The organism is Streptomyces sp. UW30 (genome assembly GCF_008042075.1).
Classification (GTDB): Bacteria; Actinomycetota; Actinomycetes; order Streptomycetales; family Streptomycetaceae; genus Streptomyces.
Genome location: NZ_RDBN01000043.1, coordinates 362,537 through 386,653, shown reverse-complemented (window position 1 = coordinate 386,653; position 24,117 = coordinate 362,537). Strand labels below are relative to the sequence as shown.

At 71.2% G+C, this 24,117-nt stretch carries 17 protein-coding genes; 9 read left to right on the top strand and 8 right to left on the bottom strand.

All coding sequences use genetic code 11. The features are described 5' to 3' along the window. Nucleotide 1 precedes the first annotated feature (1 nt). Complete coding sequence (locus tag EAO75_RS32025) at nucleotides 2–2,569, bottom strand: CHAT domain-containing protein (RefSeq protein ID WP_147998702.1); 2,568 nt, start codon at nucleotides 2,567–2,569, stop codon at nucleotides 2–4. A gap of 148 nt (nucleotides 2,570–2,717) precedes the next feature. On the opposite strand from EAO75_RS32025, the gene EAO75_RS32020 reads away from it, so the two are divergent. The 3 genes from EAO75_RS32020 to EAO75_RS32010 are packed head-to-tail and all read left to right on the top strand — an operon-like array spanning nucleotide 2,718 to nucleotide 5,274. After that, complete coding sequence (locus tag EAO75_RS32020; RefSeq protein ID WP_147998638.1) at nucleotides 2,718–4,154, top strand: S8/S53 family peptidase; 1,437 nt, start codon at nucleotides 2,718–2,720, stop codon at nucleotides 4,152–4,154. A gap of 59 nt (nucleotides 4,155–4,213) precedes the next feature. Beyond that, nucleotides 4,214–4,789: an RNA polymerase sigma factor gene (locus EAO75_RS32015; RefSeq protein WP_147998637.1), complete on the top strand. Its 576-nt coding sequence runs from the start codon at nucleotides 4,214–4,216 to the stop codon at nucleotides 4,787–4,789. A gap of 8 nt (nucleotides 4,790–4,797) precedes the next feature. Further along, nucleotides 4,798–5,274: a hypothetical protein gene (locus EAO75_RS32010; protein ID WP_147998701.1), complete on the top strand. Its 477-nt coding sequence runs from the start codon at nucleotides 4,798–4,800 to the stop codon at nucleotides 5,272–5,274. Nucleotides 5,275–5,283: 9 nt separating this feature from the next. Here EAO75_RS32010 and EAO75_RS32005 read toward each other — a convergent pair whose 3' ends face one another. Further along, nucleotides 5,284–6,069 carry an N-formylglutamate amidohydrolase gene (locus tag EAO75_RS32005; protein WP_147998636.1) on the bottom strand — a complete coding sequence of 262 codons (786 nt, stop codon included), beginning with the start codon at nucleotides 6,067–6,069 and terminating at the stop codon, nucleotides 5,284–5,286. 47 nt (nucleotides 6,070–6,116) lie between these two features. Between EAO75_RS32005 and EAO75_RS32000 the strand changes: the two genes are divergently transcribed. Then, nucleotides 6,117–6,446: a DUF5713 family protein gene (locus EAO75_RS32000; protein WP_147998635.1), complete on the top strand. Its 330-nt coding sequence runs from the start codon at nucleotides 6,117–6,119 to the stop codon at nucleotides 6,444–6,446. Between the two features lie 5 nt (nucleotides 6,447–6,451). Next, the gene (locus tag EAO75_RS31995) at nucleotides 6,452–7,561 is read left to right on the top strand and encodes a DNA glycosylase AlkZ-like family protein (RefSeq protein ID WP_147998634.1); all 1,110 of its coding nucleotides are present in this window, start codon (nucleotides 6,452–6,454) and stop codon (nucleotides 7,559–7,561) included. Between the two features lie 154 nt (nucleotides 7,562–7,715). Here the strand turns inward: EAO75_RS31995 and EAO75_RS31990 are convergent, their stop codons facing one another. Then, nucleotides 7,716–9,935, bottom strand: a complete 2,220-nt coding sequence (locus EAO75_RS31990) for an NADP-dependent isocitrate dehydrogenase (RefSeq protein ID WP_147998633.1) — start codon at nucleotides 9,933–9,935, stop codon at nucleotides 7,716–7,718. 232 nt (nucleotides 9,936–10,167) lie between these two features. Here EAO75_RS31990 and EAO75_RS31985 point away from each other — a divergent pair, with 232 nt between their 5' ends. Continuing rightward, the gene (locus EAO75_RS31985) at nucleotides 10,168–11,733 is read left to right on the top strand and encodes a M1 family metallopeptidase (RefSeq protein ID WP_147998632.1); all 1,566 of its coding nucleotides are present in this window, start codon (nucleotides 10,168–10,170) and stop codon (nucleotides 11,731–11,733) included. Nucleotides 11,734–11,748: 15 nt separating this feature from the next. Here EAO75_RS31985 and EAO75_RS31980 read toward each other — a convergent pair whose 3' ends face one another. The 3 genes from EAO75_RS31980 to EAO75_RS31970 form a co-directional block, all read right to left on the bottom strand. After that, nucleotides 11,749–12,843 carry a mechanosensitive ion channel family protein gene (locus tag EAO75_RS31980; protein WP_147998631.1) on the bottom strand — a complete coding sequence of 365 codons (1,095 nt, stop codon included), beginning with the start codon at nucleotides 12,841–12,843 and terminating at the stop codon, nucleotides 11,749–11,751. Between the two features lie 402 nt (nucleotides 12,844–13,245). Next, entirely contained in the window at nucleotides 13,246–14,010 is a 765-nt protein-coding gene (locus EAO75_RS31975; protein ID WP_147998630.1) for a crotonase/enoyl-CoA hydratase family protein, read from the bottom strand. A 160-nt stretch (nucleotides 14,011–14,170) separates the two neighbouring features. Continuing rightward, complete coding sequence (locus EAO75_RS31970; RefSeq protein WP_187284657.1) at nucleotides 14,171–15,136, bottom strand: YbhN family protein; 966 nt, start codon at nucleotides 15,134–15,136, stop codon at nucleotides 14,171–14,173. A gap of 144 nt (nucleotides 15,137–15,280) precedes the next feature. On the opposite strand from EAO75_RS31970, the gene EAO75_RS31965 reads away from it, so the two are divergent. Beyond that, a complete protein-coding gene (locus EAO75_RS31965; RefSeq protein ID WP_261989500.1) occupies nucleotides 15,281–17,224 on the top strand; it encodes an ABC transporter ATP-binding protein in 1,944 nt (647 codons plus the stop codon). 89 nt (nucleotides 17,225–17,313) lie between these two features. After that, a complete protein-coding gene (locus tag EAO75_RS31960; protein ID WP_147998629.1) occupies nucleotides 17,314–21,240 on the top strand; it encodes a glycoside hydrolase family 2 TIM barrel-domain containing protein in 3,927 nt (1,308 codons plus the stop codon). A gap of 22 nt (nucleotides 21,241–21,262) precedes the next feature. Here EAO75_RS31960 and EAO75_RS31955 read toward each other — a convergent pair whose 3' ends face one another. Further along, the gene (locus EAO75_RS31955) at nucleotides 21,263–21,520 is read right to left on the bottom strand and encodes a hypothetical protein (protein ID WP_187284656.1); all 258 of its coding nucleotides are present in this window, start codon (nucleotides 21,518–21,520) and stop codon (nucleotides 21,263–21,265) included. Between the two features lie 254 nt (nucleotides 21,521–21,774). On the opposite strand from EAO75_RS31955, the gene EAO75_RS31950 reads away from it, so the two are divergent. Beyond that, nucleotides 21,775–23,985: a discoidin domain-containing protein gene (locus EAO75_RS31950; protein WP_261989499.1), complete on the top strand. Its 2,211-nt coding sequence runs from the start codon at nucleotides 21,775–21,777 to the stop codon at nucleotides 23,983–23,985. Here EAO75_RS31950 and EAO75_RS31945 read toward each other — a convergent pair. Beyond that, on the bottom strand, nucleotides 23,927–24,117 hold a 191-nt coding region (locus EAO75_RS31945), incomplete at its 5' end, for a discoidin domain-containing protein (protein WP_261989498.1). The two genes, EAO75_RS31950 and EAO75_RS31945, sit on opposite strands and share 59 nt — an antisense overlap.

The window sequence follows — 24,117 nt, the reverse complement described above, 5'->3', positions numbered from 1 at the left end:
CTCAGGCAGCCCCGAACGCCGAGAACGCCCAACCGGTCGCCCGATGCAGCGCATCCCCCGGCAGCGCCGCCCGCGCGTCCCGCAGCGCCTCCGCCAGGGAGAGCCCCTCACTGAGCCCCTTGTGCAGCGCGAGCATCAGCGGCACCACCGCGGCGTCGTTGACGGGCGCCGTGCAGGCCACCACCCCGGCCGTGCCCAGCGGCAGCAACGCGGTGACCAGGCCCAGCAGTTCGTCGGCGCCGACGGAGGCGAACCGGGCGGTGTCGCAGCAGGACAGGATGATCCGGTACGGGCTGCGGTCCAGTCGCTCGAAGTCGTGCACGATCAGCGGCCCGTCGGCCATCCGCAACGACGAGAACAGGGGGCCGTCCGCGCGGAACGTGCCATGGGCGGCGATATGAGCCAGCGCGGCTCCGTCGAGCTCCTCCAGCACGCGCGGCACCCGCGCGTCGGCGTGCTCCAGGACGACGGCGCCGCCGTACCGGCCGGCCAGATGCGGCACCTCCGCGCCACCGGTCGCGAGGCCGGGCCCGCGCACCAGCACCTGACGGCCGCCCGGCGGCGGCTCGGTCTCCCGGGCGCGCAGCCAGCCGCTCGCCGACGGCGACACGCTGAGCACCCGCTCCCGCAGCGACGGCAACAGCGCCCACGGCACCCGGTGCAGCCGGGCCGGCGGCACGACCACCACGGGGCCGTCACCGAGATGCGCCGCCGCCGGACCGAGCAGCAGCTCCTCCAGCCGCCGTCCCGCGGCCTCCACCACCGGCAGCCGCCCCTCCGCGCCCGGATGGGCCAGCCGCCGCAGCCCGGCCTGCACATGCTCGGCCTCGGTCTCCGCCTCGGCCAGCAGCCCGGCCTCGTACCGACGCACCCGCCCCTGCCCGCACAGCAGCACCTGAACCCGCCCGTCCAGCACGGCGAGTTCGACCAGTCGTACGTCGTCGCCCAGCCGGTCCAGCAGCCGGCCCGGGGCGAAGCGGTCGCCGTCGCCGGGCGTGTCGCCGCGCAGGTGCAGCGTCCGGGACCGGATCTCCCGCTCCAGGCGCCGCTGTTCGCGCTCCAGCGCCGGAACCGGACGGGCGTCGCGGCGCGCCTCCTCGGCACGCGCCGCGATCTCCCGGAACGCGGTCAGGTCGCTCAGCAGCTCCGGGTCGGCCGGCGGCCGGGTCGGCGGCGTCGACAGCGCCGTGGCCCGCCAGCGCTCGCTCCACACCAGCAGCCGGCGCGGACTGCCGGAGTCGAGGCTGGCCTGCTGGGCCAGCGCGGCGAGTTCGGCGCCCTGCGCGGTGGCGCGGGCCCTGAGCTCCGAGGCGCCCAGCGTCATCCGGTGGGCGTCGAGCACGTCCAGTCCGCGTCGGCACGCTTCCAGGACGCCGCGCCCGGACCCGGCCGCCTGGGCCCGCAGCGCCTGCGCCGCCCAGCCCGTCATCCGCGCCAGTGGCGGCCCGCTGCGCCTGCTGCGGGCGGCGACGCCCAGATGCCGCTCGGCGTCGGCCCGCCAGCCCAGCCCGAGCGCGATCCGGCCCGCGAGCAGCGAGGCCTCCGGCGCGGCCGGCGCGCCGAAGGAGGCCAGCCGGTCCGCGACCGCCGCCGTGTCGGCCACCAGCCGCCCCGAACTGCGCCCGGCGGTCACCCGCGCCTCGATCAGCACCAGCCGCGCATGCGTCTCCCACCAGCTGCGCCGCTGCCCCGCGAACAGCCGTACGGCCATGTCGGCGCGAGCTATCGCGGTGTGCGCGTCGCCCGCCAGCCGGGCGGCCCGCGCGGCGACCAGCAGCAGCTCCGCCTTGCGGGTGGACTGGCCGCCGATGCCGTCGAGCACGGCGATCGCCGCATCGGCCTCGGCCAGCGCCTCCGGAGCCAGCCCGGCCGCCATCAGCACCTCGCAGCGGCGGATGTTCAGCATGAACGTCGGCGTGCCGAGCTTGGAGTAGCGCTCCTCGGCCTCGTCGAGCAGCCGCAGCGCCGCCGGGATGTCGCCCGACCGGAACGCCGCGAGGCCCCGGCTCTCCACCGCGTCGGCCTTGTCGTGCTCCTGGCCCGTGGTGTCCCACAGCGCCTCGGCCGCGGTGAAGTCGGCGTCCGCCCGGTCCACGGCGCCGAGCGCCAGATGCACGGTCGCGCGCAGCGTCAGCGCCCGGGCCGTCCAGATGACGTCGTCCACCTGCCGCAGCACGGGAATCGCCCGGCGCACGTCCTCCAGCGCTTCCCGATGGTGGCCGAGCACCCAGCGGGCGTAGGCGCGGCGGAACAGCACCCGGGCGCGGGTGTGTCCGCTGCCGCGCTCGATCCCGCGCTCCAGCGCGGCCAGCCCCTGCTGAGTGCGCCCTGCGTGCACCAACGCGACCCCGAGCGCCGCCAGGACGTCCGCCTCCCGGTCGGCGGAATCCGCGCGTGCCGCGAGATCCCGGGCGCGCCGCAGGTGTTGGAGGGCGATGCGCATGTCGCCCCAGTCCCGCTGCCAGATGCCGATCACCTGGTGGGCGACGGAGGCGTGCAAGGGCGAGGGATCGGCGTCGAGCAGCCCCTCCGCCCTCGCCAGCGCGTCGTTCGGGGCGGCGAACACCATCGGCAGCAGTTCGAGAACCGATTCGCTTCCCGCGGTCACTCCACGGATGGTAGTTGCCCCGGAACCGTGCCACACGGGTTTGGCGCTGTATCAATCAGCGACCCGGTGGCTCAAATTGACGACCGTCGCCTCAGTGGGAGGACACGCCATGGCACCACAGCGATTCCACGAGCAGTTCGAGCAGATCCAGCGCTCCATGCCCGACGTCCCCCTCGCGATGGGACCGGACGACTCCGCCGAGTTCATCTACGAGAAGGGCTACGTGCTGGTCCGTGACGGCGAGGACGCCCGCGTCGTCGAGGACACCGTGCGCGCCCACTTCACCGCCGAGCCCGACCTGGTGCAGGACCACGTGCGCCGCGCGGGCCCGCAGACCAACCGTTCGGGCATCACCCGCATCCAGGTCGGCGACCCCGGCGAGGGCGACCGCAGCGGCGACCGTCCCGTCGCGCACGCCCTGCGCGCCCTGCGGGAGTCGGAGGGCCGGGCCGGCCGCCGGCTGGTGAGCCGCAACCACCTGGTGTCGATCGCCGTCAACTCCTGTCCCGGCGACGAACCCGGGCCCGTCACGCAGGCCGAGGGACTCAACCCCGCGCTCGCCGAAGGCACTTACGACGCGGACAGCGCCATCGGCGTCCTGGTCGTCGACACCGGGCTCATGGGCGACTTCCGGTCCTCCCCGCTGCTGGCCCACACCGACGGCGACGCGCAGATCAAGGAGTGCGACGACGACGGCGTCCTCCAGCAGTACGTCGGCCACGGCACGTTCATCGCCGGTCTCGTCGCCGCCGTCGCGCCCAACACGGACGTCGTCGTGCGCAACTCCCTCAACGACGCGGGCGCCATCCTGGAGTCCGAGTTCGGCGAGAAGCTCTTCGAGGCCGTCGACGCGGGCGGCTGGCCCGACATCCTCAGCCTCTCCGCCGGCACCTCCAACGGCCGCACCGACGGCCTGCTCGGCGTCGAGGCCTTCATGCGGGAACTGCGCGAACAGCGCACGCTGCTCGTCGCGGCGGCCGGCAACAACGGCAGCGCCACGCCGTTCTGGCCCGCCGCCTACGCCGACCTGCCCGACTACCAGGACGTCGTGCTGTCGGTCGGCGCCCTGCGTGGCGACGGCGAGTTCGGCGCCTGCTTCAGCAACCACGGCCCCTGGGTGAAGGTGTACGCGCCCGGCGAGCGCCTCACGAGCGTCCTCACCGGCTTCGACGCGCCCGTGCCGTACATCTACCAGCACTCCACCTACGACGCCTGCCGGTACGGCTTCGGCTACGCCTGCACCTGTGTGTCCCCGCGCCACACCGGCGTGTTGAGCGAGGCGGGCACCAGCAGCGGCACCAAGCCCGACCAGGTGATGTTCGAGGGGCTCGCGCACTGGAGCGGCACCTCGTTCGCAACCCCCCTCGTCGCGGGCCTGATCGCCTCCCACATGAGCGGGCAGCAGGAGTCCGACCCGCGAGTCGCGCGGTACAAGATGCTCGCCGCGAACTCCGGCTACGCGGAGGTGCGGGGGGCGCACGTACCGGCGCTGCGCCCCTCGACCTGGCGTCCTGTGCCCGTTCTGCCGCCGGCTCCTCGCTCATGAGGGTCGGAACCCTCCCCTCCGCGGCGTACGATGACTTGCCGTACACGAGGGGTGGGGCTGTGGACCGTGCAGATGTCGGCGCCTTGGTCCAGTCCGCCGTCGACGGTGACGCGGCGGCCTGGAAGGCGCTGGTGGAAGGGCTGAGCCCACTGGTGTGGTCGGTAGTGCGCGCCCACCGGCTGAGTGACGCCGACGCCCATGAGGTGTACCAGACCGTCTGGTTCCGTTTCGCCCAGCACCTGGGGCGCATCCGTGAACCCGACAAGGCCGGGTCATGGCTCGCGAGCACCGCGCGGCACGAGTGCCTGAAGGTGCTCAAGAGCTTACGGCGACTGACCGTGACGAGCGATCCGCAGCTGCTCGACCGGGTCAGCGAGGACCGTACGCCCGAACAGTCGGTCCTGGACTCGGAGGAGGCCGCCGCCGAGTCCGAACGCATCCGCTGGATGTGGCAGGAGTTCGAGGAACTCGGCGACCGCTGCCGCCAGTTGCTGCGGGTGCTGATGGCCTCGCCGCCGCCCAGCTACCAGGAGGTGTCCGCCGCACTGGGCATCGCCGTGGGCAGCATCGGTCCGCTGCGGCAGCGCTGTCTGCGCCGGCTCAGGGCCCGACTCGACGCGCGGGGGGCGCAGTGAACGACGACATGCACGACGACGTGACGGGCGAAGGGGCCCCCGGCGCCGACGGTTTCGACATCGAGCTGCTGGAGGAGGAACTCCGCCAGGCCGCCGCCATCCTGGACCCCGTACCGGCCCAGCTGCGCCAGCTCGCCGTCGAGGCGTTCGCGCTGCACGACCTCGACGCCCGGATCGCCGAGTTGACCTTCGACTCGGTGGAAGACGCCATTGCGGTCAGGGGGGCGACGGATGTGCCGCGGATGCTGACCTTCCGCGCGGGCGAGGTGACCGTCGACGTGGAGGTGACGGCACAGGGCCTGATGGGGCAGGTGCTGCCGCCGCAGCAGGCGCGGATCGAGGTGCTCGGCGGCCCGCAGACGGCCACGCCGGTTGTCGCCGACGACATGGGCCGCTTCACCAGCGACGCCCCGCCCTCCGGCCCGTTCGCCCTGCGACTGCGGACCGGCGGGGAGGTCGTGGTCACGGAGTGGCTGCGGGCCTGAGGCACGGCCTCAGCGCGAGGCGGCGTCCACCAGCGCCGCCAACGCCCGCGTGAGCCGGGTGAGTCCGGGACCGGCCGGACCGCCCGGCTCCGCCATGTACGTGTCCCTGCGGATCTCGACCATCAGCGCGGCGACCCGGGCCTCGACGCCGTAGAACTCCAGCGGTACGTACGTGCCGCTGAAGGGACTGTCCAGCCCCGCCTCCCCGCACGGCGCGAACGCCTCCCGCGCCGCGGCGAGCAGCTCGGGCGGCGTGTGGAAGGAGTCGGTGCCCAGACAGACCGGCGGCCGCGGGCCCTCGCCGTGCAGCTCGTAGGGGAGCCGGGCGGTCGGGTAGGAGTGGACGTCGATGATCACCGCCCGTCCCGTGGCGGCGAGCCGGTCGGCCACGGCGTGCGTCATGGCCTTCGCGTACGGCCGGAAGTACCGCTCGACGAGCGGCTCCGGGTCGGTGTCGGCGGGCCGCAGCTCCGCGAGGTGCGTCGTCCGGGTGTAGACGGCCCCCATGCCCACGGCGAGCATCTCCTCCCGCTCGTCCGGGAACCGCTCCGGGTCGACGACCAGCCGGGAGAGCTGGTTCACGAACCGCCAGGGGGTGACGCCGGCCGACGATGCCGCCGCCTCGGCGAGCTCCGCGGTGTGCGCGTCGACGATGTGGTCCAGCTCCCGCTCCAGCGCGCGGTCGTCCAGCGTGATCCCCGCCCGCACCTCGGGCGGTATCTCTCGCGCCGAGTGCGGCACATGCAGGATCACCGGCGATCCCTCGGCACCGGGCAACAGGTCGAAAGAGGGCATCCGGCTGCTCCCGTGGCGTTGTCAGTGGTGTCGTGCACCATCAGAGCATGGACATCAGCAACCAGCAGGTGAGCGCACACCCGTTCCTCAAGGCGCTCTACGGGGACGACTACTACCCCGAAGAGGCGGTGGACCGGGGCAAGGAGATCCTGCTGCGCCTGTGCGCGCGCATCGAGGCCGAGCGGCCCGCGGACGTGGCCGCGCTGTACGTGCTGACCCACGCGGCCACCGACGAGTTCAACGACCTGCAGGACGACGACTTTGACATCGAGACCGTCGCCCGCGAGGAGATAGCCGAGGCGTTCTGGTTCGTCTCCCAGGCCTACGGCTTCGCGGACGCCGACATGGAAGAGCTGATCGCCACCCGGGACTGGTGACACCGATGACCGTCCACGAGCTCTCCCGGGCCGACGCCCGACGGATCGCGGTGCGCGCACAGCTGCTGGAGGGCGCTCACCGGCCGGACGGGCTGCTGGATGTCGTACGGCGGCTGACCCTGCTCCAGATCGACCCCACCGCCGCCGTCGCGCCCAGTGCCGACCTCGTGGCGTGGAGCCGGCTCGGCTCCTCGGGGTACTCACCGGCCGACCTGACCGACGCCCTGGCGGACCGGACACTGCTGGAGCTGCGGGCCATGATCCGGCCTGCCGAGGATCTCGCGCTGTACCGCGCCGAGATGGCCGAGTGGCCGCAGCGGGGTACGCCGTCGTCCTGGCGGGACTACCACGGCATGTGGGTGGCCGCCAACGACGCCTGCCGCCGGGACATCCTCGACCGGCTCGGTGCGGCGGGGCCGCTGCCGTCCCGTGAACTGCCCGACACCTGCGCGCTGCCGTGGCGGTCGAGCGGGTGGAGCAACAACCGCAACGTGACCAAGCTGCTGGAGCTCATGGTGCAGCGCGGCGAGGTCGCCGTGGCGGGGCGCGGCGGCGGCGACCGGCTGTGGGACCTGGCCGATCGGGTCTACCCCGACACGCCCGCGGTCCCCGTGGCGCAGGCGCTGCGCATCCGGGACGAGCGCCGGCTGCGGGCCCTGGGCATCGCCCGCGCGCGGGGTCCGGAGTGCCAGGTCGAGCCGGCGGACGTGGGGGAGGCGGGTGAGCCGGCCGTCGTCGAGGGTGTGCGGGGCAGATGGCGGGTGGACCCGGCCCAGCTGGGGCAGCCCTTCACCGGGCGTGCCGCCCTGCTCTCGCCCTTCGACCGGCTGATCCACGACCGCAGGCGGACCACCGAGCTGTTCGGCTTCGACTACCAGCTGGAGATGTACAAGCCTGCCGCCAAGCGCCGCTGGGGGTACTTCGCGCTGCCGATCCTGTACGGCGACCGCCTGGTGGGCAAGCTCGACGCCACGGCGGATCGCAAGGCCGGGGTGCTGCGGGTCGACGCGATCCACGAAGACGAACCGTTCGGCACGACGGTGACCGCGGAGGTCGGCCGCGAGGTCGAGGACCTGGCGCACCGGCTCGGGTTGGAACTGGTCCTGCCCCGGTAGGCGCGTTCCCGGGAATGCCGCGTTCGCAGGTGCCGCCACGTGGCGCCGGGCGTCCGCGCCGCCGCACAGGCCGGCCCGCACACGGCTCCGCCCCGACCGGTTGCGTACCGGTCGGGGCGGGTGCTCACACGGTGGCCCGGTCAGGGCTCGCGCGTCAGCTCAGGGACGCGAGCGCCTCGTTCCAGGTGGCCGACGGGCGCATCACCGCGGCGGCCTTGGCCGGGTCGGGCTGGTAGTAGCCGCCGATCTCGGCCGGCTTGCCCTGGACGGCGTTCAGCTCGTCGACGATCTTCTGCTCGTTCGTCGCGAGCGTCTCGGCGAACGGGGCGAAGGCCTTCGCCAGCTCGGCGTCGTCGGTCTGCTTGGCCAGCTCCTGCGCCCAGTACAGGGACAGGAAGAAGTGGCTGCCGCGGTTGTCGATGCCGCCGACGCGACGGGTCGGGGACTTGTCCTCGTTGAGGAAGGTCGCCGTGGCGCGGTCCAGCGTGTCCGCGAGGACCTTCGCGCGGGTGTTGCCGGTGGCGGTCGCGTACTGCTCCAGGGAGGGCACCAGAGCGAAGAACTCACCGAGGGAGTCCCAGCGCAGGTAGTTCTCCTTGACCAGCTGCTGGACGTGCTTCGGCGCGGAACCGCCGGCGCCCGTCTCGAACAGGCCGCCGCCCGCCATCAGCGGGACGACCGACAGCATCTTGGCGCTGGTGCCCAGCTCCAGGATCGGGAAGAGGTCGGTCAGGTAGTCACGCAGCACGTTGCCGGTCACCGAGATGGTGTTCTCGCCGCGGCGGATGCGCTCCACCGACAGCTTGGTGGCGTCGACCGGGGCGAGGATACGGATGTCCAGGCCCTCGGTGTCGTGCTCCGGCAGGTAGGCGTTGATCTTGGCGATCAGGTTGGCGTCGTGCGCGCGGGTCTCGTCCAGCCAGAAGACGGCCGGGTCGCCGGTGGCGCGGGCGCGGGTGACGGCCAGCTTCACCCAGTCCTTGATCGGCGCGTCCTTGGTCTGGCAGGCGCGGAAGATGTCGCCCTCGGCGACCGGCTGCTCGATGACCACGTTGCCGGCCCCGTCGACCAGGCGGACCGTGCCGGCCGCCTTGATCTCGAAGGTCTTGTCGTGGGAGCCGTACTCCTCGGCCTTCTGCGCCATGAGGCCGACGTTCGGGACAGAGCCCATCGTCGACGGGTCGTAGGCGCCGTTGGCGCGGCAGTCCTCGATCACGGCCTGGTAGACGCCCGCGTAGGAGGAGTCCGGCAGCACCGCGAGGGTGTCGGCCTCCTGGCCGTCCGGGCCCCACATGTGGCCGGAGGTGCGGATCATGGCCGGCATCGAGGCGTCGACGATCACGTCGGACGGCACGTGCAGGTTGGTGATGCCCTTGTCGGAGTCGACCATGGCCAGCGCCGGGCCCTCGGCGAGCTCCGCGTCGAAGGACGCCTTGATCTCGGCGCCGTTCGCCAGCGCCTCCAGGCCCTTGAGGATGCCGCCCAGACCGTCGTTCGGGGACAGGCCGGCGGCGGCGAGGGCCGCGCCGTACTGCTCGAAGGTCTTCGGGAAGAAGGCGCGCACCACGTGGCCGAAGACGATCGGGTCGGAGACCTTCATCATCGTGGCCTTGAGGTGCACGGAGAACAGCACGTCCTCGGCCTTGGCCTTGGCGATCTGCGCGGTGAGGAACTCGCGCAGGTTGGCCACGTGCATCACGGAGGCGTCGACGACCTCACCGGCGAGGACCGGTACGGACTCGCGCAGCACGGTGGTGGAGCCGTCCTCGGCGACCAGCTCGATCTTCAGCGAGTCGGCCTCGGAGATCACGACGGACTTCTCGGTGGAGCGGAAGTCGTTCTCGCCCATGGTCGCCACGTTCGTCTTGGACTCGGAGGTCCAGGCGCCCATGCGGTGCGGGTGGGTCTTGGCGTAGTTCTTGACCGAGGCGGGGGCGCGGCGGTCGGAGTTACCCTCACGCAGGACCGGGTTCACGGCGGAACCCTTGATCTTGTCGTAGCGGGCCTGGATGTCCCGCTCCTCGTCGGTCTTCGGGTCGTCCGGGTAGTTCGGCAGCGCGTAGCCCTGGCCCTGGAGCTCGGCGACGGCGGCCTTGAGCTGCGGGATCGACGCCGAGACGTTCGGCAGCTTGATGATGTTGGCCTCGGGCGTCTTCGCGAGCTCACCGAGCTCGGCCAGGGCGTCCGGGATGCGCTGGTCCTCGGTCAGGTACTCCGGGAACACCGCGATGATGCGGCCCGCCAGCGAGATGTCCCGCGTCTCCACGGCGACACCCGCCTGCGAGGCGTACGCCTGGACCACCGGCAGGAAGGAATACGTTGCCAGGGCCGGGGCCTCGTCAGTGTGCGTATAGATGATGGTCGAGTCAGTCACCGGGTGCTCCGCTCCACGTCTGCAACATTGCTCGACATCAAGATATCTCGTGATCGACCCGTACTCGACAGGGGTCCGCACACCGGCGCGGGACGCGTGCCGAGATCTCGAATCCGCGCAAACGGATCCACCACCTCCGTGCAACCGGATCAGTTGATCCCACAGTCATGAAGGGAGATCACCGATCCGGCGGCCGGTCCTGACCACCCGGCCGCCTCAGCGAAGGCGGACCATGAGATATCGCACCAGAGTGACGGCCCCCGCGGCCGCCCTGATCGGCACCGCGGCGGCCCTGACCGTCGCCCCCTCCGCCCAGGCGGCACCGACGCACACGGGGACGTCGGCCGCGAAGACCTCCGGCACCCCGGGCCCCGAGACCCTCGGCGACACCGTCTACCCGGCCCTCGGCAATGACGGCTACCGCGTCTCGGCCTACCACCTCGACTTCTCCTACGCCGCCACGACGCGGCTGGTCGACGCCACCGCGACCCTGAAGATCCGCACCACCCAGGCCCTGAGCCGCTTCTCCCTCGACTCCCTCGGCCTCGACATCCGCTCCGTCCGCGTCAACGGCCGGGGGGCGACCTTCGAGCAGGTCGACGAGAAGCTGCGCATCACGCCCGCACGGACCCTGCCGGCCAAGTGCCAGGTCACCGTCTGCGTCGAGTACTCGGCGGACCCGCGCCACACCCTGCCCCACACCGGCTGGGTCGACACGCTGGACGGGTTCGCGGTGGCCTGCCAGGCGGACTCGGCGCACACCGTCTTCCCCTGCAACGACCACCCGTCCGACAAGGCCGACTTCTCGTTCCGCCTCACCGTCCCCAGCGGCCTGCGCGGCGTGGCCACCGGCCTGCTCGTCCGCACCGAGAGCCTCTCCGACGGCCGTACGGCGTACACGTACCGCTCCCGCGAGCCCATGGCCACCGAGCTGGTGCAGATAACGGTCGGCGACTACGTGATCAAGGACCGGCAGGGCCCGCACGGCCTCCCGCTGCGGGACGTCGTCCCGACCGCGCGTGCCGCGGCACTGGAACCGGCACTCGCGCTGACGCCGAAGCTGGTGGAGTGGTTGGAGGCCCGCCTCGGGGCGTACCCCTTCGAGACGTACGGTCTGCTGCCCTGCAACTCCGACGTCCCGGAGCCCTTCGGCTTCACCGGTCTGGAGACCCAGACCCTCACCATCTACCGGCCGAACTATCTGCTCCAGGAGGAGAAGAAGATCGGCTCGCACATGATGCACGAGCTGGTCCACTCCTACTTCGGCAACAGCGTCAGCCCCGCCACCTGGGCCGACCTGTGGATCAACGAGGGCCACGCCGACTTCTACGGACTGCTCTACCGCTATGAGCGCGGCTGGCCGGACTCCCTGGGCCTGACGACCCTGGAAGCCCGGATGAAGAACACCTACGCGCAGGGCGACCAGTGGCGCCACGACTGGGGGCCGGTCGCCGCGCCCAACGCGGCGAACCTGTTCGAGGGCCAGCGCTACCTGGGCGGCGTGCTGGTCCTGTACGCGCTGCGCAACCTCGTCGGCGAGGACGCCTTCACCGCCCTTGAGCGGGCCTTCCTCGCCCGGTACCGCAACTCCTCGGCGTCGACGGAGGACTACATCGCCGTCGCCTCGGAGATCTCCGGCCAGGATCTGACCGGTTTCCTGCGGGACTGGCTGTACGGCACGAAGACACCGCGGATGCCCGGACATCCGGACTGGACGGTCACCCCGGTGAACCCGTCCCGCGCCGCGCCGCACAGCCGTAAGGGCAGCCGGTCCCACGACAACTCGGCCACCCTGTAGGGACGTTCGGGTAGATCAGTCGAGGCGGACGGGGGTCACCTCGTCCGCCTCCTCGGGCATGCGCTGCTGCGGAATGGCGACCGTGCCCTGCTGGATCGCGACCGTGCGCGTGGGCGCCGGGATGCTGATGCCCTCCTTGCGGTAGCGCCGGTGCAGGCGCTTGATGAACTCGTGCTTGATCCGGTACTGGTCGCTGAACTCGCCGACGCCCAGGATGACGGTGAACCCGATGCGCGAGTCGCCGAAGGTGTGGAAACGGATGATCGGCTCGTGGTCCGGCAGGGCGCCCTCGACCTGCGTCATCACCTCGGCGATGACCTCGTTGGTCACCCGCTCGACGTGGTCGAGGTCGCTGTCGTAGGCGACGCCGACCTGGAGCAGGATCGTCAACTCCTGCTCGGGACGCATGAAGTTCGTCATGTTCGTCTTGGCGAGCTCCCCGTTGGGGATGACGATCAGGTTGTTGGAGAGCGCCCGCACGGTCGTCTGACGCCAGTTGATGTCCTCGACGTAGCCCTCCTCGCCGCTGGCCAGCCGGATGTAGTCACCGGGCTGGACCGTCTTGGAGGCGAGGATGTGGATGCCCGCGAAGAGGTTGGCGAGCGTGTCCTGCAGGGCGAGCGCGACCGCCAGACCGCCGACGCCGAGGGCGGTGAGCAGGGGCGCTATGGAGATGCCCAGCGTCTGCAGCACCACCAGGAAGCCGATGGCCAGGATCAGGATCCGGGTGATGTTGACGAAGATCGTGGCGGAGCCGGCGACGCCGGGGCGGGACTGTGTGACCGTCCGCATCACGCCGGCGATCCCACGGGCCGTCGCCAGCGTCACGACGAAGATGAGCAGCACGGTCAGGGTCTGGTTGACGTTGTGCTGGACCGTCTTCGTCAGCGGCAGCGCCGCGCCCGCGGAGGCCGCGCCCCCGAGGAACGCCGCCCACGGCACCACGGTCCGCAGCGTGTCCACGATGAGGTCGTCGCCGCTCCAGCGGGTGCGGTCGGCGTGCTTGCCCAGCCAGCGCAGCAGCATCCGCAGCAGGAACGCGGCGAGCAGTCCTGCCGCCACCGCGATCCCTGCGATGACCAGGTCGTCCACAGTGAGCGCTCGCTTCACCGGTCACCCCCGAGGAGAGAAGCTGCGGCGAATCCCTTCGCCGACGGCCGGATGTGAAGTCTCGTCACGTTGTCACCTGCTCGATTTCCGCGATGTGCCGTCGCGCCGGTCACCCCGTCCCCCGTGACCGGCACGAGGGCTCATCCTGCCGTATCGGGTACACGTGTTCGTGCCGGGAGCGTCGACGGGACGGCCTCATCGGTCGCTTTTCGGGCCTTCTTCGGGCATTCTCCCTCGGACTTCTCGCTGCGTCTGGGCCGAACGGCCGCGCTCCGGGGCTCGCTTGATGCGTGCGCGCCGCACGGGGGTCGCTTGCCTGCGCGCGCTCCGGCGGATGACGCGGGCGAGGCGTCAGAATTCCGTGAAGGCGGCGAGGCGTCAGGGTTCCGTGAGAGCGAGGCTTCAGAGGTCCGTGAACGACCCGTGCCGCCCCGCACCCGAGGCGAAGCGCGCCGCCCCCTCCAGGCTCTCCGCCAGCACACCCATGCCGTACCGGAGTTCACCCCGCATGGCCGCGGGCTCGTCCAGCCCGTCCTGGTCGAGCACCGAGGCCCGGTCGCCGCGCAGGCACGCCTGCGGGAACCGCGCGATCGTGGCGGCCAGCTCCTCGGCCTCGGCGCGGGCACGCCCGGTCGGCACCAGGCGGTTGGCGAGCCCGATGTCGTAGGCCTCGCGTGCCGGGACCGGCCGTCCGGTCAGGATCATGTCCATCGCGCGGCTCGTGCCGATCAGCCGGGGCAGCCGTACCGTGCCGCCGTCGATCAGAGGCACGCCCCAGCGGCGGCAGAACACGCCGAAGACGGCGTCCTCCTCGGCCACCCGCAGATCGCACCACAGCGCCAGTTCAAGGCCGCCGGCCACGGCGTGACCGGACACGGCGGCGATCACCGGCTTGGACAGCCGCAGCCGCGTCGGCCCCATCGGCCCGTCGCCCTCCTCGGCGACCCGGTTGCTCCGCTCGGTGCCGAGCGCCTTGAGGTCGGCGCCCGCGCAGAAGGTGCCGCCCTCGCCCCACAGCACCGCCACTCGCGCATCGGCATCGGCCTCGAACTCCCGGAACGCGGCGACGAGCTCGGCGGCGGTCGGGCCGTCGACCGCGTTGCGGACCTCGGGGCGGGAGAGGACGACGGTGGTGACGTGTCCCTGGCGCTCGCTGCGGACCGGCATGGCGGGGTCCTTTCCGTGGGTCGGACCCCGTACGTTACTGACCGGTCACATGACCTTCCACCGGTACGGAGCGGTCACATGACCTTCCACCGGAACCGAGCCGTCGCATGACCTTCCACCGGAACCGAGCCGTCGGATGACCTTCCCGCGAACCGAGCGCTCAGATGACCTTGAGGCGCACCAGCGCCCCCAGCGTCAACGCCCCCGGCAGCAGCGGCAGCCACACCGTGATGATCCGGTACGCCAGCACCACAGCCGTGGCGACCGCCACCGGACCGCCCGCCGCCACCAGGGCCACTATCAGCGCCGCCTCCACCGAGCCGAGCCCGCCGGGCGTCGGCACGAGGGCGACGGCGACGGTCGCCGCCAGATACGCGAGCGCCATGTGCGCCGGCGGTACGTCCAGCCCCAGGGCCAGACCGACCAGCACCAGTCCCGCCGCCTGAAGCGCCGGGAAGGCGATCGAGCCGCCCCACAGCGCCAGCGCCCGGGAGGGACGGGTGTGCACCGAGCGCGCCTCGCCCAGCGCGGTGCGCAGGAAGGACATCACGGCGGTGCGCAGCCTGCGTACGAGCGCGAAGACAAGGACGACCACGACAGCGGCGGCCCCGATGATCAGCAGCAGCGGACCCCATGCCCCCTGCGGAAGGAGCGGGCCGAGTCGCAGCGCGTGCGGGAAGGCGATGAGCAGCGCGGCCAGCAGGCCGACCCGCGCCACGCTCTCCGCCATCAGATACAGGGCCAGCGCGGCCGAGGAACGCGCGAGCGGCAGCCCGCACACCGTCATGAAGCGCAGGTTGACCGCGCTCGCGCCGAGCCCGGTGGGCAGCAGATGGTTGGCCGAGCCCGCAGCGAACTGCGTGACGAGCAGCCGCAGCTTGGGCAGCCGGTCGACCACGGCACCCTGCCGGGTCACCGCCGCCGCCACCCACGTCAGACAGGTGGCACCGGCCGCGGCGAGCAGCCAGGGCCACTTGGCCGTCGCCAGATGGCCGATGCCCTCGGCGAGCACGGCCCGGTGCTGCACCGCCACCAGGATGACGAGGGCGAGCGGAAGCAGGACCAGTGTCTGGCGGATCGGGATGCGCCGGAGCAGGCGTCCGGCGTGGAGTCGTACGGCGGTCACACTGGGAGAGGTTTTCCGTGTCGCGACAACGGCGGGTTGCGGATGCGGAGACGGCGTCTTACGGACCGGCTGCGGACGGACACCGATCTTCGCGAAGTCGCCGATATTGACCTCAAGGTCGCTTGAGGTCCTACGTTCCCTCCCATGAGTATGGAGACCACAGCCTGGACCCAGCTGCACAGCGTCATGACCGCCGAGCGGGAGCGCCGCCCGTTCGCCCGCGCCACGCTGCGCCGCATCGCCGCGTTCGCCCGCCCGCACCGCCGCAGGATCGCGCTCTTCGTCGTGCTGGGGGTGCTGAGCGCGCTGCTCGCCGTCGCGACCCCCGTCCTCGCCGGACGCGTCGTCGACGCGATCGTGACGGGCGGCGACGAGGGCACCGTCGTCCGCCTCGCCCTGCTGATCGCCCTGATCGCGGTCGCGGAGGCGGGGCTCGGGATCCTCGCGCGGCGCCTGTCGGCGGCTCTCGGCGAGGGTCTCATCCTCGATCTGCGGACGGCTGTGTTCGATCATGTGCAGCGCATGCCGGTCGCGTTCTTCACACGCACTCGTACGGGCGCGCTGGTCTCCCGTCTCAACAACGACGTCATCGGCGCGCAACGCGCCTTCAGCAACACCCTGTCCGGAGTGGTCAGCAACCTCGTCACGCTGCTGCTCACCCTCGCCGTCATGCTCACCCTGTCCTGGCAGATCACCCTGCTCGCCCTCGTGCTGCTCCCGGTGTTCGTGATCCCGGCCCGGCGCATGGGGCACCGCATGGCCGGGATGCAGCGGGAGGCGGCCACGCTCAACGCGGCGATGGGCACCCGCATGACCGAGCGCTTCTCGGCCCCCGGCGCCACGCTGGTCAAGCTCTTCGGGCGTCCGGAGGAGGAGTCGGAGGAGTTCGCGTCCCGGGCCCGCCGGGTCGCGGACATCGGCGTCCGGACGGCCACCGCCCAGTCGGTGTTCATCACCGCGCTCACCCTGGTCTCCGCCCTCGCCCTGGCCCTGGTCTACGGCCTCGGCGGCTGGTTCGCCCTGCGCGGCACCCTGGAGCCGGGCGCCGTCGTCGCGCTGGCGCTGCTCCTGACCCGTATGTACGCGCCGCTCACCGCGCTCGCCGGCGCCCGCGTCGAGGTCATGAGCGCCCTGGTCAGCTTCGAGCGTGTCTTCGAGGTGCTCGACCTCAAGCCGCTGATCGAGGAGAAGCCGGACGCCAGCGAGGTCCCCGAGGGCCCGGTGTCGGTGGAGTTCGACAACGTCCGCTTCGGCTACCCCTCCGCCGACAAGGTCTCCCTGGCCTCCCTGGAGGAGGTGGCCACCCTCGACACACGCGGCGGCGCCGAGGTCCTGCACGGCATCTCCTTCCGCGCCGAACCCGGGCAGACCGTCGCCCTGGTCGGCTCGTCCGGCGCGGGCAAGTCGACGGTCGCCCAGCTGCTGCCGCGGCTGTACGACGTCGACGAGGGCGCCGTGCGTGTGGGCGGTGTCGACGTCCGTGACCTGAGCGCCGGTTCCCTGCGCGGCACCCTCGGCATGGTCACCCAGGACGGCCACCTCTTCCACGACACCGTTCGCGCCAACCTGCTGCTCGCCCGGCCCTCGGCGAGCGACGCCGAACTCTGGGACGCCCTGCGCCGCTCACGCCTCGACGAACTCGTACGGTCCCTGCCCGACGGCCTCGACACCGTCGTCGGCGAGCGCGGCTACCGGCTCTCCGGCGGGGAACGCCAACGCATGACCATCGCCCGGCTGCTGCTGGCCCGCCAGCGCGTCGTCATCCTCGACGAGGCCACCGCCCACCTCGACAACACCTCTGAGGCGGCCGTCCAGGAGGCGCTCACCGAAGCACTGGAGGGCAGGACGGCGGTCGTGATCGCGCACCGGCTCTCGACAGTGCGGGCGGCGGACCTGATCCTGGTGGTCGAGGCCGGCCAGATCGTCGAACGCGGCACGCACGAGGAGTTGCTGGCGGCCGACGGGCGCTACGCCGAGTTGCACCGAACACAGTTCAAGCAACTGGATTCGGCCAAGGTCGACGGCCGTACCCATCAGGAACACACAAACAACGACAGCATCATTGCTTCCCCTGTGGTCACAGCCTAGTGTGCGTTGGGTTTCCCAACAGCACCGCACACGATCTGACGCCCCTCAAGCCGTGGCGCGCACTGTCGTGCCGAGGAAGGCCACCGTCGATGCCGTTTTCTCCCGCGTCCCCCGCCGGCCCGTCCCGTTCGCAGGGCGTGCCGGTCAGCCGCCGCCGTCTGCTGGAGGGGGGAGCCGCCGTGCTCGGTGCGCTCGCCGTCTCCGGATCGTCCGCCATGGTGCACGCGGCCGACGGGACCGGGACGGCGGCGGGCACCGCGGAGTGGAACGGTCACATCGACGTCTTCCGCATCGGCACCCAGCCACCGCACACCACGCTCATGCCGTACGCGGACGTCAGCCAGGCGCTGGACGCCGACCGCACCCGCTCGCCGTACCGGTTCAGCCTGGACGGCAAGTGGAAGTTCGCCCACGTCGAGCGGCCCGACGACCGGGACGTCGACTTCCATCGCACCGACCTCGACGACAGCGACTGGGACACCATCCCCGTCCCCTCCGTCTGGCAGATGCACGGCTACGACCGCCCGATCTTCGTCAACATCACCTACCCCTGGTGGGGACCGAACGGCCTCGGCGAGGAGGCCCAGCCCCCGGCCGCGCCCACCCGCTTCAACCCGGTCGGGCAGTACCGCCGTACCTTCACGGTGCCGCGCGGCTGGGCGGGGCGACGCACCTTCCTGCACTTCGAGGGCGTCAAGTCCGCGCACTATGTGTGGATCAACGGGGAGTTGGTGGGATACGCCGAGGACTCCTTCACTCCGGCCGAGTACGACATCACCCCGCACCTCAAGCCCGGCACCAACCAGATCGCCGTCGAGGTGTACCGCTTCTCCGACGGTGACTGGCTGGAGGACCAGGACATGATCCGGCTGAGCGGGATCTTCCGCTCGGTCTACCTCTACTCCACGCCGGCCGTCCACCTGCGCGACTTCAAGCTGGACACCCCGCTCAGCGCCGACTACACAGCCGCCGAGTTGTCCGTCACGGCGAGCGTGCGCTCGTACGGGGGTCCGGGGGCGGGCGGCTACTCGGTCGAGACGCAGCTGTACGACGCCGGCGGTCACGCGGTTTGGCCCAGGCCGCTTCAGCAGGCGGTCGACCTCGGCTCCGCGCCCGCCGGTGAGGATGTGACCGTAACTGCGAGCAGAGCCGTGCCCGCGCCCAAGCTGTGGTCCGCGGAGCACCCGAACCTCTACACCGCCGTGCTGCGGCTGCGCGACCCGGCCGGAGAGGTGATCGAGACCCTGTCGCACCGCGTCGGCCTGCGCGAGTTCGCGCTCAAGGACGGGCTGATGCGGATCAACGGCCGGCCCGTCTCCTTCCGCGGCGCCAACCGGCACGAGATGCACCCCGACAGCGGCATGGCGCTCACCCGCGCGCACATGGTCCGGGACATCGAGATCATCAAGCGGATGAACATGAACTCCGTCCGCACCTCGCACTACCCCAACAACCCGATCTGGTACGAACTCGCGGACGAGTACGGCCTCTATCTCGTCGACGAGACCAATCTCGAAACCCACGGCATCCGTGGCGAGTACCCCGGCAACCACGCCGACTGGACCAAGGCCTGCGTGGCCCGCGCCCAGAGCATGGTCCACCGCGACAAGAACCACCCCTCGGTGGTCATCTGGTCACTCGGCAACGAGGCGGGCAGCGGCAGCACCTTCGTCGCGATGCACGACTGGATCAAGTCCTACGACCCGACGCGCGTGATCCAGTACGAGGGCGACGACCGGCCGGCCATCAGCGACATCCGCTCCGAGATGTACGACAGCCCCTCCCGCGTCGAGCAGCGCGCGAAGGACACCGCCGACACCCGGCCGTACGTCATGATCGAGTACGCGCACGCGATGGGGAACTCCAACGGCAACTTCAAGGAGTACTGGGACATCGTCCGCCGCTACGACATCCTCCAGGGCGGCTGGATCTGGGACTTCGTCGACCAGTCACTGAACTGGCCCGTGCCCACCCGTAAATTCCTCACCGAGGCCGGGCCGGGCGGCGGCCTGCGCGGCGAGATCCTCACCGCGAGCGGCACCTTCGACCGCGCCAAGGGCGTCTCCGGCGCCACCGTCTTCCCCCGCGACGAGCGCCTCGACCTCACGGGCTCGCTCACCCTGGAAGCCTGGGTCACCCAGCACTACACCGGCTACGACCAGCCGATCCTCGCCAAGGGCGACACCCAGTACGCCCTCAAGCAGACGAACGGGAACCTTGAGTTCTTCATCTACGGCGGCGGCCAGTGGATCACCGCGAGCTGGGCGCTCCCGGCCGACTGGACCGGCGCCGAGCACCACATCGCCGGTGTCTTCGACGCGGACGCGGGAAAGCTGACGCTCTACGTCGACGGCGAGGTGAGGGCCACCCGGACGACCACGCGCAAGCCGGCCTCCAACACCGCGCCCCTCGCGCTCGCCACCGATGTCGACAACCCCACCCGGGAGTTCAGCGGCACGATCCGCCGGGCACGCGTGTACGCGCGTGCGCTGAGCGCCGCCGAACTCGGCTCCGACGGGCGCGGACCGGGTGACGACGGCGTACGGTTCTGGTTCGACGCGGCCACGGTCGCCGTCACCGAGAAGCGGCCCCGCCAGAAGACCTTCTTCCCCTACGGCGGCGACTGGGGCGACAACCCCAACGACGGCACCTCCAACGCCGACGGCATCGTCACCGCCGACCGCCGCCACACCGGCAAGGCGGCCGAGATCAAGCGGATCTACCAGGCGGTCCACGCGACACCTGCATCGGGCGACTCCCTGGCCCCCGGCTCGGCGATCACCCTGACCAACGAGTACCTGTTCACCAACCTCCGTGAGTTCGACGGCAGTTGGGCTCTCATGGCGGACGGCGAGATCGTGCGCAGGGGAAGGCTCAGCCGCGCCCAGCTGGACATCCCGCCGCTCGGCACCAAGGACATCACCGTGCCGGTGACACTGCCCGACGACCCGGCCCCCGGCACCGAGTACCACCTCCAACTCTCCTTCACCACCAAGGAATCCACTCCTTGGGCGAAGGCCGGCTTCGAGGTGGCCAAGCACCAACTGTCCCTCGACGTGGACGTACCGGCCGTGACGCCGGTCCCGCTGGCGAGCGTGCCCGGGCTGACGTACGAGGACGACGACAAGGCCTTGACGGTGCAGGGCAAGACCTTCTCCGTCACCGTCGACAAGAGCACGGGGACCATCACGGCGTACGAGGCCCACGGCACCCGGCTCATCGACTCCGGTCCCGTGCCCAACTTCTGGCGCGCGCCGACCGAGAACGACCGCGGCAACGGCCAGCACACCCGCAACCAGATCTGGCGCGACGCAGGCAAGAACCGCAAGGTGACGGATCTGAAGGTGCGCCCCCTGCAGGACAAGGCGGTGGAGATCAAGGTCACCGGCACCCTGCCGACGACGACCGAGTCGACGTACACCACGACCTACACCGTGTTCGGCAATGGCGAGATCAAGGTCGACAACACCCTGCACCCGGGCGCCGCGTCGCTGCCGTACATCCCGGAGGTCGGCACGCTGCTGTGCCTGCCCGGGCGTTTCGATCGGCTGCGCTACTACGGCCGCGGGCCGGAGGAGAACTACGTCGACCGCAACGACGGCACCGACGTGGGCGTGTACTCCGGCAAGGTGTCCGAGCAGTGGACGCCGTACATCCGCCCGCAGGAGAACGGCAACAAGACCGACGTCCGCTGGATCGCCCTGACCGACGCCGACGGCACCGGCCTCCTCGTCTCCGGGGAGCCCCTGCTGGAGGTCAACGCCTCGCATTTCACCCCGGAGGACCTCTCGTCCGGGGTCCGCCACGACTATCAGCTGACCCCGCGCGACGAGGTGGTCCTGCGGGTGAACCACCGCCAGATGGGCCTGGGCGGCGACAACAGCTGGGGCGCCCACACCCACGACCAGTACAAGCTGTTCGCGAACCGCGACTACTCCTACTCCTACCGACTGCGCGCGCTGACCGACGCGGACGAGGCGACGGCGGCGTCCCGGAGGCCGACGGCGGTGGAGTGACCGGACGCGACCGGCGTCCTGTTCAGCTCGGGTGCTTCACACTCACCCGCACGATCATGGTGCCCCTGTTGTCCTGGGCGCAGGCTCGGTTGAAGAGACCACGCACCACCGCGCCTGCCGGCGGCGCCGTGCCGGCCAGTGCCCACAGCAGCCGTTCGGACGCCATGTACTCCAGGGAGCCGACCAGTTCGCCGGTGGTCGGCAGGGACTCCCCGTCGTCCAGGGCGGCGATGCCGAAGTCGGTGAGGACGGCGCTGCCGTCGGGGCGCAGCAGGATCATTGCGTATCCGTGGTCACCGTCTCCCGATTGTCTTCGTGAGTGGCGGTGGACAAGCTCGTCACGCTGACTCGTACGGCCCGTCAGCGGCACGTCCACATGTCCAGTGCCATCGCGCCCCGATGTCTCGGGGTGACCGTGCCACGCCCTCACCCTCGGAGAACATCATCGTGCGCATACCACGTGGTCGAAGATCCGGCTCATCCCGTCAGCCATGGCGTTCCCTGATAAGTTCCCGCACTCTCACCCTCGTCGCGGTGCTGGCCGTGGCCGCCGCCCTACTCCCTCTGGTCGGCCTTGGCCAGGGTGACGCCGAGGCCGACAGTTCAGGGGTGCCCGGCCCTGCCGGTGCGGGGTTCGCCCCGCACCACGGGGTGGCGCCCGCCGCCGCGATGGAACCCGCCGCACCTGTGCTGTCACGGGACAGGTGGACGGCGACCGCCAGCGACGAGGAGAGCACCGCTGAGAGCGGACGCGCCGCCAACGTGCTGGACGGGGACACCGCCACCATCTGGCACAGCAAGTGGTCGGGAACCCCCGCTCCGTTGCCGCACAGCATCACCATCGACATGCACAGCACCGCCGTGGTGTCGGCGATCGTCTACCGGCCGCGGGCCGGCAGCCCCAACGGCCGTATCGGCAGGTACGAGATCCGGTTGAGCGACGACGGCCGGACGTGGGGCGCACCGGTGGCCACCGGCACGCTCGCGGACGACGCCACGGTCAAGACGCTGTCCTTCGCGGCGCAGGGCACCCGGTATGTGCGGCTGACGGCTCTGAGCGAAGCGGGCGGACGGGGTCCGTGGACGTCCGCGTCGGAACTCGACCTGCTCGGCGATCCCGGTACCACCGCCGGTGTCTTCGACCTGTCGCGCGAGGGTTGGAGCGCCACGGTCAGCGACGAGGAGAGCGCCGCGGAGAGCGGACGCGCCGCCCACGTGCTGGACGGCGATGCCTCCACCATCTGGCACAGCAAGTGGTCGGGAACGCCTGCTCCGTTGCCGCACAGCATCACCATCGACATGAAGACGTCCCACACGGTCTCCCAGCTCACCTATCAGCCGCGTCAGGTGGGCGTGAACGGCCGGATCGGCGCCTTCACCGTCACCACCAGCACGGATGGTGCCTCCTTCGGTGCGCCGGTGGCCTCCGGCACCTGGGCCGACAGCGACACGATCAAGGGCGCCTCGTTCATCCGGCCGGTGACGGCCCGGTATGTGCGGTTGACCGCCACCACGGAGGCGGGTGGCCGCGGCCCCTGGTCCTCGGCGGCCGAAGTCCGGCTGGCCGGCCCGGCGGATCCCGCCCTCGCGGGTGCGTGGGGCCCGGTGAAGGGCTTCCCCCTGGTTCCGGTGGCCACCGCCGTCCTGCCGAACAACAAACTGCTCGCCTGGTCGGCCTACGGCGTCGACCGGTTCGGCGGCAGCAATGGCTACACCCAGACCGCAATCATGGACCTGACGACCGGCCAGGTCACACAGCGGCGCATCGACAACACCGGACACGACATGTTCTGCCCGGGGATCGCCATCCTGTCCGACGGCCGCGTCCTGGTCACCGGCGGCAGCAACGCGGAGCGCGCCAGCATCTACAACCCGGCGACGGACGCCTGGACGTCGACTGCGGACATGCACATACCCCGCGGCTACCAGGCGATGACCCTGCTCTCCAACGGCGAGGCCTTCGTCCTGGGCGGTTCCTGGAGCGGCGGCGCGGGCGGCAAGAACGCCGAGGTGTGGTCTCCTGCCACGGGAACGTGGCGCTCCCTGCCCGGCGTTCCCGTCACCTCGACCATGACGGCCGACCCGGCGGGTCCCTACCGGGCGGACAACCACCAGTGGCTGCACGCCACTTCGGGCGGCCGGGTGCTGCAGCTCGGCCCGAGCAAGCAGATGAACTGGATCACCACGACCGGCACCGGGACCATCGCCCCGGCCGGGACCCGTGCCGACAGCCAGGACGCCATGAACGGCAACGCGGTCGCCTACGACATCGGCAAACTGCTAACCCTGGGCGGCGCCACCGCCTACGAGAACTCCAAGGCCACGAACCGTGCCTATACCGTCGACGCGAGCGGCAGCGGACAGCCGGTGAGCGCCCGCGCGGGGGACATGCGCTTCGCGCGCGCCTTCAGCAATAGCGTGGTCATGCCGGACGGGAAGGTCGCGGTGTTCGGCGGACAGTCGTATCCGGTTCCTTTCAGCGACGCGACGTCCGTCATGACCCCGGAAATCTGGGATCCGGCCACCGGGAAGTTCACGCCCGCGGCGTCGATGGCCCTCCCGCGCAACTACCACAGCGTCGCCAATCTCCTTCCGGACGGCCGGATCTTCTCCGGCGGCGGGGGCCTGTGCGGGGACTGCGCCACGAACCACCTGGACGGCGCGATCTTCACCCCGCCCTACCTGCTCAACGCGGCCGGTAGACGATCGCCGACACCACGGCGGTGCTGTGCATGTCGATGGTGATGCTGTGCGGCAACGGAGCGGGGGTTCCCGACCACTTGCTGTGCCAGATGGTGGCGGTGTCCCCGTCCAGCACGTTGGCGGCGCGTCCGCTCTCAGCGGTGCTCTCCTCGTCGCTGGCGGTCGCCGTCCACC

Bases quoted from the DNA above. Each gene is read 5' to 3' on its own strand.
- EAO75_RS32025 (WP_147998702.1), bottom strand. From the start codon at position 2,569: ATGGTGTTCGCCGCCCCGAACGACGCGCTGGCGAGGGCGGAGGGGCTG.
- EAO75_RS32020 (WP_147998638.1), top strand. From the start codon at position 2,718: ATGGCACCACAGCGATTCCACGAGCAGTTCGAGCAGATCCAGCGCTCC.
- EAO75_RS32010 (WP_147998701.1), top strand. From the start codon at position 4,798: ATGCACGACGACGTGACGGGCGAAGGGGCCCCCGGCGCCGACGGTTTC.
- EAO75_RS32005 (WP_147998636.1), bottom strand. From the start codon at position 6,069: ATGCCCTCTTTCGACCTGTTGCCCGGTGCCGAGGGATCGCCGGTGATC.
- EAO75_RS32000 (WP_147998635.1), top strand. From the start codon at position 6,117: ATGGACATCAGCAACCAGCAGGTGAGCGCACACCCGTTCCTCAAGGCG.
- EAO75_RS31995 (WP_147998634.1), top strand. From the start codon at position 6,452: ATGACCGTCCACGAGCTCTCCCGGGCCGACGCCCGACGGATCGCGGTG.
- EAO75_RS31985 (WP_147998632.1), top strand. From the start codon at position 10,168: ATGAGATATCGCACCAGAGTGACGGCCCCCGCGGCCGCCCTGATCGGC.
- EAO75_RS31975 (WP_147998630.1), bottom strand. From the start codon at position 14,010: ATGCCGGTCCGCAGCGAGCGCCAGGGACACGTCACCACCGTCGTCCTC.
- EAO75_RS31965 (WP_261989500.1), top strand. From the start codon at position 15,281: ATGAGTATGGAGACCACAGCCTGGACCCAGCTGCACAGCGTCATGACC.
- EAO75_RS31960 (WP_147998629.1), top strand. From the start codon at position 17,314: ATGCCGTTTTCTCCCGCGTCCCCCGCCGGCCCGTCCCGTTCGCAGGGC.
- EAO75_RS31955 (WP_187284656.1), bottom strand. From the start codon at position 21,520: ATGATCCTGCTGCGCCCCGACGGCAGCGCCGTCCTCACCGACTTCGGC.